A 10,551-nucleotide genomic window follows, 5' to 3' on the forward strand; every position below is an offset into this window, starting at 1 on the left:
ACGGACTCCGGTGTTGTCGCTAAACGAGTAGACGGGCGGTGTATGGGCACTAGACTCGGGCGAATGACGCAGGCGCAGTTGGGGGCGCAGACGTCGGCGGAAATCGCTGACCGCGAAAGCCTCGTACTGGTGCCGCTCGGCGCCACCGAGCAGCACGGGCCCCACCTGCCGCTGGACACCGACACCCGCGTGGCAGTCGAGGTTGCGGCTCGTGCCGCGCGGCTCCACGGCGGGCCCGCGGTGGTCGCGCCCGCCATTGAGTACGGCGCCAGCGGCGAGCACGAGGGCTTCGCGGGAACCATCTCCATCGGCAACGAGGTCCTGCGTGCACTCCTCGTCGAATACGGCCGCAGCGCCTGCCGGTGGGCTACGCGGATCGTGTTCGTCAACGGCCACGGCGGCAACGTGACGGCGTTGTCCGCGGCCGTCGCGCAACTCCGCTACGAGGGCCGAGACGCGGCCTGGTTCGCCTGCGCGCCCGAGCAGGGCGACGCCCACGCCGGACACACCGAGACATCGATGCTGCTGTCCTTCGCCCCCGAGACCGTCGCCGTCGACGCCGTCGTCGCGGGCACCACCGCCCCGCTGGCAGAAATCATCGACGACCTGCGACGCGGCGGCGTGGCCGCGATCAGTCCCACCGGCGTGCTGGGCGACCCGACTACTGCCGACGCCGAGCACGGCGCCGAAGTCATGGCGGCGCTCGTCGACGGGTTGGTCGGCGCGCTTGACCGCTGGGAGCCGGGTGCGACGGGGCGGGTGCGATGACCGGTCCTGACACAGTCCTGCCCGCCGGGTTCCAGGTCCAGATCGACCCGCGGTGCGCCAGTGGCGGTTGGGCGCACCTGCTCGGCAGGTCTCCGGCGCGGTTGCTGCGGATGTCGTCACGTGCCGTCGCGATGATCGACGACCAGGGCCGCGTCTGCGTGAGCGACGACGACTCGGCGACGGTCGCGCGTACCCTGCTCGACGCCGGCGTGGCCAACCCGCGGCCGATGTTCGGGCCGCACGAGGACCAGGTCACCGTCGTGATCCCGGTGCGTGACAACCAGGCCGGCATTGACCGGCTCCTCGCCGCGCTGCACGACGTCGCAGTCATCGTCGTCGACGATGGTTCGCAGGTTCCCGTCGAAGTGCCCGAGGACGTCATCCTCGTCCGTTTCGACACGAGCCGCGGACCGGCCGCAGCGCGCAATCACGGTGCTGCGCTTGCGGATTCGGAGATCATCGCCTTCCTCGACTCCGACGTGGTGCCGTGTACCGCTACGGACGGACCGGGTGCGTCCTGCCGTGATTGGCTGACCGCGCTCCTGGGGCACTTCTCCGATCCGGCCGTCGGGATGGTGGCGCCGCGGATCGTCGGGCTGCCCGTCTCCGGACCCGGCGCCGTGGCGCGCTACGAGGCCGACTTCTCCTCTCTGGACATGGGCCCGCGCGAGGCGTCGGTCCAGCCGGGTGGTCGCGTTGCGTATGTGCCGAGCGCCGCAATGCTGGTGCGCCGCAGCGCTTTTCCCGGATTCGACGAGGATCTGCGCGTCGCCGAGGACGTCGACCTGTGCTGGCGGATGGCGGCGGATGGGTGGCGGCTGCGCTATGACCCCGTTGCCCGGGTCGCTCACGAGCACCGGGTCTCGCTGTCGACGATGCTGGATCGGCGCCGCTTCTACGGCACCGGTGCCGCACTGCTGGCCGACCGCCACGATCGCAAGGCCGCGCCCCTGGTGATGAAGATCCCGACCGCCGTCGCCCTGATCGCATTGTTGACGCGCACCCGACTCGGTCTGCTCATAGCGCTGCTGTGCGCGGGTTACTCCGCGCGCGGCGTCTACGAACGGCTGGACCCGCTGCCGCGTCGGGAGTGCGTCTCGGCCTCGCTCACCACCGCGGGGTTAGGAAACGGCCTGGTCCAGGTGGGCAGTGTGGTGTGCCGCCACTACTGGCCGCTGGCGCTTCTCGCCGCATTGGTGTCGCAGCGCCTGCGCCGGTTGTTCCTCCAGATCGCGATCGTCGACGCCCTGATCGTGTGGGTCCGCTTTGCCGCGGCCAATCGTCGGCGGCCTGCCGTCGACCCGGTCTCGTTCTTCGTGCTGCGCCGCCTCGACGATCTCGCCTATGGGGCGGGACTGTGGCAGGGGGCGTTGCGCGAGCACGATCCGACGGCACTCCTTCCGGTGCTCGTCCGATGACGCCGGACGTCGTTGTCGTTGGTGCGGGAAGCGCTGGTTGTGTTGTGGCACAACGCCTTTCGCGCAACAGGTCGGTCGTGCTGGTGGAAGCCGGGCCGACGCCGCCCCCTGTCGAGGCCCGTCTGGACCGCTTGGTGGTCGGGACCGCGAACAACCCGAGCAGGTTCGCCCGGTGGTATCGGACGACGCCCCCGGTCGTGCGCGGGCGGGTGGTCGGCGGGTCATCGGTGGTCAACGGCGGCTACTTCCTGCGCAACGACCGGGCGGGTTTCGCCGATTGGGGTGGGCCGTTCACCGCTGAGGCGATCGAGGCGGCCTATGACGAGTTGGACGGCGGCGTCGTCGCGGGCGAGTCGTCGGGGACGATGTCGGTGTCGCGATTGCCCGACGATCAGGTATCGCCACTGGTGCGCGCTTTGGAGAAGACGTGGCGATCGGTGTCGGCAGGGCCGTGGCCCGGCATCGGAGCGATGCGCGTGCCGTTGAACCACCGCTACGGGATGCGGTTGACGGCTGCCGATGCGTATCTGTCCGTGCCGATGACCGTGGGTCGCCCGCTGCGGGTCCGCAGCAACACCTCGGTGGCGGGGCTGATTGTCGAGAAAGGCCGGGTCGTGGGAGTGCGCCTGGACACGGGGGAAGAGCTCCGGGCGGGCGAGGTCATCGTATGCGGCGGGACCCTGGGCACTGCCGAACTGCTCGCTGGTGCCGGCGTCGTCTCGTCGACGCTGCCGTTCTACGAACACCGCGAGGTGCTCGTGCGCTACCGGGCGAGGACAGTCGTGACCGCGGCGCCGGCCATCCTGCCGACCGTGGCGCACACGGCAGATAGAGCCGAGATCCGTTGCTACGCAGACGATTTCGGGCGATTCATCCCGGGAGTGCCGCAGACGTCTCCCGCGATCGGTGTCGTCGAGATGGCGCCCGAGCAGGCCGGCACCCTGGCCTGGGACGGAGAGCGCCTTGACGTCGAGGCGGCGCCGATGGGAAATGTCGACGCCGCCATCGACTCGGTCGTCGAAGCGCTGTCGTCGCCGGATCTCGCGGGCCTGGTCGTCGACGGGTCGGTCCACGTCGACCCGATCGTCGGAGCCTCCCAGCATGCGTGGGGCAGCCTGGCGATGGGGAAGCGCACCGATTGGCTGGGGGCCCTCGACGGCGTGCCCGGTCTACGCGTGATCGACGGCTCGATCCTGCCGAACGTGAGTAGCGGCCCGCACGCGACCATCATGATGGCCGCGGTCGTGATCGCCGACGCATTGGCGTGATGCCCTGACCCCGGCGAGCCTGCACCGTTTCGGCAATTCTGCGTCGATCTGTGCTGGATTGCCGAAACGGTGTGGAGCCTATTCGGGCTGCCGGTTGAAGCGTCGCCGTGCGCGACCGGACTTGCGGTTGTAGGCGTGGTAGGAGTCGCGCGTCTGCTTCGACATGAACGACGGCGGCGCCTCGCAGGCGTAGACGGCCAGTTCGTCGTTCTCCTCGAGCCCGGCCGCGACCATCGGGGCCGAGCCCGCCGGCGCGAGGTCGAGGGCATCGCGGAGGAGGTCGCTCGAGGCGTCGAGGAACGCCCGGGCACTCCCGGTGTCGCCGGCCTCGTAGGCCTCCGATGCCCGCAGCTTCTCAGCCTGTGCGCGCTGGAACAGTTTCTCGGTCTCCACGGTCGGGTCCGGTACGCGGTCGCCGAGCTCGTCGCCGGGAACGACGTTGACGGTGATCGGCAGAGTCACCGTGTGCTCGGTGAGCGCGGTGGTGTCGACGTAGGCGAGTTCCAGCGACGCGATCTGGGCCAGGCCCAGATCGGCAAGTCCGGAGACAGCCATCCGCAGGAGCAACTTGCGCTCCTCGTCGGCGTAGAGGTCACCGATCTCGATCATCACCGCGCCGTCGCCGATCTGGTGGGCAGGCAGGTCGTTGTACAGCGACAGCGTCTGCACGGTCTGCTCGTAAGTCACCGTCAGGGTCACCGCCTGAGCCGACTTCGAAAGCAGGCCGTCGACCTCGGCACCGATCGCCGCGCCGGCCGCATCGGGATTCGACGCGAATACGTGGTTGCCGCTTCCGGCGCGGGCGATCGCGGCGAGCAGTGTCTCGTCGTAGCCGTCGCCGTAACCGAGGGTCGACGTGGTGATGGACTTGCTGGCTGCCTTGGCGGTGATACTGGCGAACTCGTCGATGTCTCGGATACCGCCGTTGACGTGGCCGTCGCTGACCACCAGGACAGTGCCGCCGCTGATCCCGGCCGTCTGCGCGCCGCGCTGCAGTTCCCGCAGGCCGCGCAGGTAGCCCGACGAGAGATCGGTCATGCCGCCGGGGCTGATGGCGGCGATGCGTGCGAGGACGCCCTCCTTGTCGGTCAGCGGACCGGCGGGGACCACGACCTGGGCGCTGTCATCGAAGGTGACCAGACCGAAGACGTCGGAGGGTTGCAATCGAGCGACAGTCTCGGCCAACGCGCGCTTGGCTCCTTCGAGAGGAGGCCCGCTCATCGATCCGCTGCGATCCAGGACGACCTGGAGGGCCGCCGGGGACCGGTCGGTCCGCGGTGCGTCGGGTGCCTGGAGTTCGAGGAGGATCGTCACCTCGTCGTCGGCCTCGTGGGCGACGGTGGTGACATCGAGTGCGGCGGAGAACTTCATTCCCGGCCTCCTTTCGTTGGTGCGCGGTGCGGCGGTCGCCACTTTGCGCAATATTGAGGTTAGCACTTTGCGCAATATCTCGCATAGTATGGGTCTGTGGGCAAGCCTTACTCGCAGCTCGGCGAATACCCGCGGCCGAGCGTCGCGGTCGATATCGCTCTGCTCACCGTCGTCGACGGGCAGTTGAACGCAGTCGTCCAGCGCGATGCAGAGGGGCGTCCGGCGCTGCCGGGGCGCTTTGTCCGCGAGCGACACACCGTCGACGAGACGGTCCGAGAGGTTCTCGAGCTCAAACTGGGGCTCTCGCCCGATCACGTCCACCCGCATCTGTTGCGGGTGTTCAGTGACCCTGATCGGGATCCCCGGGGGTGGACGATCTCGATCGCGCATTCGGTGGCACTGCCGCCCGACGAGTTGTCAGGCGTGGTCGGCGAACTGGCGCCCGTCGCGTCCGACGGCCGACTCGAATCGGGGGAGCACCTGCTCTACGACCACGACCAGATCCTTGCATCGGCCACTGACAGTCTCCGCCGGCGTTACGAGGAGCGCCCCGACCCCGACAACATGCTGCTTCCGCCATACACACTGTCCGACCTGCGGAAACTACACGAAACAGTGCTCGGCCGCGACCTCATGCGCGACACGTTCAATCGGCGTGCCGAGCCATTGCTGTCCCCGCTCGCAGCGCCGAGCGGCGAACCGGCCAAGCGTGTGGACGGTGGGCGTCCGGCGCGTCTGTATGAACCGGCCGACGAGGCCCCGACGGCCACGTTCGGCTACCGCCTCCCCGGAAAATCGGGGTAATCCCTCACCGCTTCGGAGATCCAGTATCGACTGACGCTGGATCGGCGAAACGGCGGAGGATTCCGACGCTGGGTCAGGCCGGCGTGACCCAGGTCGTGATGTCGCAGTGGACGACCTCGTTGCCGTCGGTGTCGCGCACTTCGACGCTGACGAGGACCTCGCGGCCGTCGGTCGCCGTATCCCAGTCGATCGCCTTGGTCAGGCGTGCCTCGGCGGTCAAGCGGGTCTGCGCTTTCGCGAGGTATTGGGTGTTCATGGCCTTGGGGATCCAGCGGTGCGATGTGGGCGTCGTCGCCTCCATCAGCATCCCCATCGCCGTCTCCGCGAGGTTGCATGCGGCAATCGCGTGGAAGGTGCCGATGTGGTTGTGGACGCCGAACCAGTTGGGTGCGCTCACCTTGCAGTAGCCGGGTTCCATTTCGGTGACCAGCGGCAGGATCGTGCCGAAGTACGGCACCTTGGCGACCATGCCGACGGAGAACAGCGCATTGCCGAATGCGTTGCGGGGCAGGCGCTTCCGCAGGGCGTAGGTCGCGCTGGGGCGGGGATTCGCTGAGGTCATGACCCGATCTTACTCTTCGGTAAGGTCAGGCTGGGATCAGTCTCGGAATGTGCCGCAACCGGCGGGCTCGCCCCCGTCGACGGGTCGCGCCGGCAACTGGTTTCGCGCGACGTTGAAGTCGCGCCACGACGGATCGATGGGCTGGCGTATCTCGAGCCGCCACATGGCGCAACCGCGGGCCGGTTGGGGAAGGCGTTGGATCTGTCCGTAGGCGTCGGCGGACAGTGAGCCCAAGTACCAGGCGTCGACCTTCTGCGTCGATGAGGCGCGGTCGATGTTGGTCTTGGCGATCAGCTGGTCGGGGTTGAGCAGTGCGAATCCCAGTGTGGAGAACACGGTGAGGAGGATGACCCGGCGCACCAGTGGGCGGGCGTCAAAATTGATGCCGACGGCCATCAACGCGATGATGACCGCGGCGAGGAACACCTCGAAATACAGCCCGAAGACGCGGTCGCGGGTGGCGCCGTAGGCGTTGATGTAGCGCTCCATGCGCAAGAACGCGGAGACGACGACGAGCAGCGTCGCCGCGCACAGGCCGCCGAGCAGGACGCGTGTTGTCCGTCGCTGCCGGGCATCGCTGCGGTCGATGAACCACCACGCCGCGGTGGCGACGACGATGACCAGCAGCGTGACGACCAGCAGTTGCCAGAACCCGCGCACGGCGTACTGCGAGTAGGTGAGGTTGGCGGTGCGCTGCACATAATCGTCGCCGCCGAACAGGGCGCGGGCCTGCATGACCAGGAAGAGGACGAACAGGGCCAGTAGTGCGCCGATCGGGACAGCCCAGGTCCACACCGGGGGATAGCGCCGGGCGGGCGCGTCGGACTCGGCTCCGACTGCGATCTCGACGCGGGTGAGCAGCGCGCCGGTCAGTGTCACCCACGCGATGAACAGGCCGGCGAAGATCGCCGCCACCACGTCGGCCGACAACGGGTTGGACAAGTCGATATCGAAGAGCTTCCCGAACGTCGGGTCGGCACCGGCGAACAGTGCGCCGAAGACCACGAGCAGGACCGCCGTCACCGCGGCGACGGCGAGCGCGAGCAGCCCGAGGCGGATGCGTGCGCGTCTGGTCGTCGCGGTCGTGTCGGTGCGGGACCGGTGCCGGAACGGTTCGACCAGCGCGAAGAGCGGTGCGACGGCCGGGGACAGGGCGGCGAACCACACGCCCGCGAGGTTATGGGCGCGCAGGAACAGCAGCAGCGATGCACAGATCGCGACGAAAAGGCAGATGCCGCCGACCCAATCCGCGTCGAGGAACAGCGGGACCGCCAGCAGTCCGGCGATCCCGGCGGTCAGGGGGATCCAATACTGGCGCTGATCGTCGCGGAACTCATCCGGGGCGGTGGCGACGACCAGGGCCAGGATGGCGATCCCGGTGATTGTGGTTCCCAGGCCCAACTCGTCGATGCGCCAGAAGACCGCGCCGATCGCACCGGCCACCGACGCGGCGATCAGTGCCGGCCGCGAGACCCGCGTCGCAGTGACCGGGGTGCGGGTTTGCCGTCGGGGGTCGGGGAGTTGCTGGTGGAACGGGGGTGCGGCGGTGAAAACCATGGGGGTCCTCGCTGTCGTCGATCGGCCAAAGTCCGAATTCGGGCAACGAACGAGACGGTGACTGGGTTCCCGGCGGGCTCGCTCGGCGCGGATTGGGGCTCGTTCGACGCGGATTTGGGCTCGTTCAGCGAAGAATTGGGCTCGGTCGGCGCGGGATCAGGCTCGGTCGACGAGGTAACGGGCGCGCAACTCCTCGCGGGCCTGCGCGTCGACGTCGAGCACTTCGGTGAGGTACTGCTCGAGCGAACCGAACTCCTCGTCCACGCGCGCGAAAGCGGCATCCAGATACTGGGCCTCGACACCCAGCAGTGGTTGCAACAGATCCGGATTCCCGCCTGCGGCGGCAAAGTTGTCAAAAATCGGCCGGAGTGCGGGCACGAGGCGGTCGTTGGTCAGCAGGTACTCGCGGTAAACGTCGGCACGGTCGACACCGAGGACGCTCAGAAACGTTGCGGCTGCCCAACCGGTGCGATCCTTGCCGGTTGTGCAGTGAAACAGCGTCGGCACCGGTGCGTCACCCAGAAGGTGGGAGAAGAAGCCGCGGAACGAGCGCTGGGCGCTTTCGAGGTCGATGAAGTCTCGGTAGTTGCCCGTCATGATCGTGCGGGCGGATTCCGGTGTCAGCTGCTCGGACATCTGCTGGGCCACCTTTGGATCGGCCAGCACGGCACCCAGGTTGGCCGGAAGTGCTTGGCCGCCCGCATCGGCGAGCACGTCGAGCACGAGCTCGGTCGCTCCGGGGAACGACGGGTCCGGCGTGCCGTTGCGCTCGACCTCGGTGCGGAGATCGATCACAGTCCGCAAGCCCAGTCCGGACAACCCGGCTCGGTCGTCGTCGTCGAGTGTGGCGAAGTCGTTGGCCCGGTACAGCGCGCCCGGCGCCACGACGCGGCCACCGTCACCGGCCCAGTGGCCCAGGTCGCGAAAGTTGGCGACCGTCGGAAACGGGCTCGGGGCACCCGGAGTGTTGCTGGCAGGCATGGTGCTCACGGTATCCGGTGCCCACACGACTCTTGCCGCCCACTCGGCGGGAATTGCCGCCCAGTCGGTGCGCAATTAGTGCCCACTCGACGCGATTGTGGTGCCCACTCGGCGGTTGGGGAAGGGGAAACCGTCACACGGGATCGACGAGGAAGCGTGCGCGCAGCGCCTTCTGGGCGTCGAGGTCGATACCGAGGCCCTCGTCGAAGTAGCGCTCGACCGTGCCGTAGACCTCTTCCAACCGACCGAACGCCGTGTCGAGGTAGACCTTGTCCACACCGAGGATCGGCTGTAGCAGCGCAGGATCGCCGCCGGCCGCGGCGAACTCGTCGAACACCGGCTTCAACGACGGCACCAGACGGTCGTTGGTCAGCAGGTACTCGCGGTAGACGTCGGAACGGTCGACGCCCAGCAGGCTCAGGAACGTGGCGGCGGTCCACCCGGTGCGGTCCTTGCCGGTAGTGCAGTGGAACACCGTCGGCGTGAGTTCGTGGGCGAGCAGGTCCTGGTAGAAGGTGCTGAACGACTTCTTCGCACTGTCCAGATTGATGAAGTCCAAGTAGGTCGACGTCATCAGCTCCTTGGCCTTGTCGACGGTGAGTGCCTCCGAGATGGCGTGCACGGTCTTCGGGTCGGCCAGCACCTTGTCCAAGCTCGCGGCCATGGCAGGGGTGTTGTTGTCGGCGAGGACGTCGAGGACCACTTCTCGCGTGCCGGTGAACTTCGGGTCCGGGGATGCGCTGCGTTCGCTTTGCGTGCGCAGGTCGACGATGGTCTTGAGCTCCAGCGCTGCCAAACCAGCACGATCGGCGTCGGAGATCTCGGCGAAGTCGTTGGTGCGATACACCACGCCGGGACGCACGATCTTCTCGTCGAAGCCGATCCAGTAACCGAGGTCGCGCCAGTTGGCGATGGACGGGAACGGAGAGGGGGCGCCGGCCGAGGGCGTGGGAGTCATGGCGCCCACGCTAACGCAGCCTCCGCTCCGACAACCGCCGGCTGTGGAATTTGGCGCAAAACGGTGCAGAAAATCCCCGTCGAACCCTCTACCGGCCCCTACCGGGTGGCTCGGCCACGATTTGGACTGCACCGCACCGGTGGTGCATACTTGTCGGGTTGTCCTGATCGGGCAGCGCGGTTCACTGCGGCCTTCGGCCGGAGTGGGCGAGCGGGCTGAGCAATCACCGATCCGGACGGCCGTACTCGTGTCCATTGCGAGGACGAGCGTGTACCGCGCGGCGCAGCAGCGCCACGGACCCGACACGCCCGACCGCGTGGACCGGAGGCAAGACCCGTCGCCGCACTCACCGGCGACACGTACAACGACAGATGAACAGCGTCGATCCGAAGGCCTGTGCCCGAGGACGTGATCGCCGAGTTGCCGGTGCCCACATGCGTGCGTTCGTCTGTCGAGACCAAACTGACGGAAGAGGACCAGCGTGGCGGGACAGAAGATCCGCATCAGGCTCAAGGCCTATGACCACGAGGCGATTGACGCTTCGGCGCGCAAGATCGTGGAAACCGTGACCCGTACGGGTGCGCGGATTGTCGGCCCGGTGCCGTTGCCCACTGAGAAGAACGTGTACTGCGTCATCCGCTCGCCGCACAAGTACAAGGACAGCCGCGAGCACTTCGAGATGCGCACTCACAAGCGGCTCATCGACATCCTCGACCCGACGCCGAAGACGGTTGACGCGCTCATGCGCATCGACCTGCCGGCGAGCGTCGACGTGAACATCCAGTAAGAGGGGATGCGCAGCTATGACGAACCAGAGCAGCACTAAGGGCCTGCTGGGCACCAAGCTCGGCATGACCCAGGTGT

General features: G+C 67.8%; 10 protein-coding genes. 5 read left to right on the forward strand and 5 right to left on the reverse strand.

Annotated elements, in window-relative coordinates; all coding sequences use genetic code 11:
• Positions 1–63: 63 nt before the first annotated feature.
• Genes mftE through mftG form a run of 3 tightly spaced genes read left to right on the forward strand, consistent with a single transcriptional unit; the run spans position 64 to position 3,454 of the window.
• Positions 64–768: a mycofactocin biosynthesis peptidyl-dipeptidase MftE gene (gene mftE, locus B4L26_RS18555; RefSeq protein WP_290721376.1), complete on the forward strand. Its 705-nt coding sequence runs from the start codon at positions 64–66 to the stop codon at positions 766–768.
• Complete coding sequence (gene mftF, locus B4L26_RS18560; RefSeq protein WP_290721380.1) at positions 765–2,186, forward strand: mycofactocin biosynthesis glycosyltransferase MftF; 1,422 nt, start codon at positions 765–767, stop codon at positions 2,184–2,186. Before mftE ends, mftF begins: the two co-directional genes overlap by 4 nt.
• On the forward strand, positions 2,183–3,454 hold the full coding sequence (mftG, locus tag B4L26_RS18565; protein WP_290721383.1) for a mycofactocin system GMC family oxidoreductase MftG: 1,272 nt from the start codon (positions 2,183–2,185) through the stop codon (positions 3,452–3,454). Before mftF ends, mftG begins: the two co-directional genes overlap by 4 nt.
• A 78-nt stretch (positions 3,455–3,532) precedes the next feature.
• Here the strand turns inward: mftG and B4L26_RS18570 are convergent, their stop codons facing one another.
• A complete protein-coding gene (locus B4L26_RS18570) occupies positions 3,533–4,825 on the reverse strand; it encodes a vWA domain-containing protein (RefSeq protein WP_290721385.1) in 1,293 nt (430 codons plus the stop codon).
• A 96-nt stretch (positions 4,826–4,921) separates the two neighbouring features.
• Here B4L26_RS18570 and B4L26_RS18575 point away from each other — a divergent pair, with 96 nt between their 5' ends.
• On the forward strand, positions 4,922–5,629 hold the full coding sequence (locus B4L26_RS18575; RefSeq protein WP_290721387.1) for an NUDIX hydrolase: 708 nt from the start codon (positions 4,922–4,924) through the stop codon (positions 5,627–5,629).
• A 73-nt stretch (positions 5,630–5,702) separates the two neighbouring features.
• Here B4L26_RS18575 and B4L26_RS18580 read toward each other — a convergent pair whose 3' ends face one another.
• From B4L26_RS18580 to B4L26_RS18595, 4 genes are all read right to left on the reverse strand, one after another.
• Positions 5,703–6,191, reverse strand: a complete 489-nt coding sequence (locus B4L26_RS18580; RefSeq protein ID WP_290721389.1) for a hotdog fold domain-containing protein — start codon at positions 6,189–6,191, stop codon at positions 5,703–5,705.
• 36 nt (positions 6,192–6,227) lie between these two features.
• The gene (locus tag B4L26_RS18585; RefSeq protein ID WP_290721390.1) at positions 6,228–7,748 is read right to left on the reverse strand and encodes a DUF4153 domain-containing protein; all 1,521 of its coding nucleotides are present in this window, start codon (positions 7,746–7,748) and stop codon (positions 6,228–6,230) included.
• A 156-nt stretch (positions 7,749–7,904) separates the two neighbouring features.
• Entirely contained in the window at positions 7,905–8,729 is an 825-nt protein-coding gene (locus B4L26_RS18590; RefSeq protein ID WP_290721392.1) for a tyrosine-protein phosphatase, read from the reverse strand.
• Between the two features lie 133 nt (positions 8,730–8,862).
• Entirely contained in the window at positions 8,863–9,687 is an 825-nt protein-coding gene (locus B4L26_RS18595; RefSeq protein ID WP_290721394.1) for a tyrosine-protein phosphatase, read from the reverse strand.
• Positions 9,688–10,168: 481 nt separating this feature from the next.
• On the opposite strand from B4L26_RS18595, the gene rpsJ reads away from it, so the two are divergent.
• Positions 10,169–10,474, forward strand: a complete 306-nt coding sequence (rpsJ, locus tag B4L26_RS18600) for a 30S ribosomal protein S10 (RefSeq protein WP_007318892.1) — start codon at positions 10,169–10,171, stop codon at positions 10,472–10,474.
• Positions 10,475–10,551 lie beyond the last annotated feature (77 nt).

The sequence above is a fragment of the Gordonia sp. UBA7599 genome, assembly GCA_002477755.1.
Classification (GTDB): domain Bacteria; phylum Actinomycetota; class Actinomycetes; order Mycobacteriales; family Mycobacteriaceae; genus Gordonia.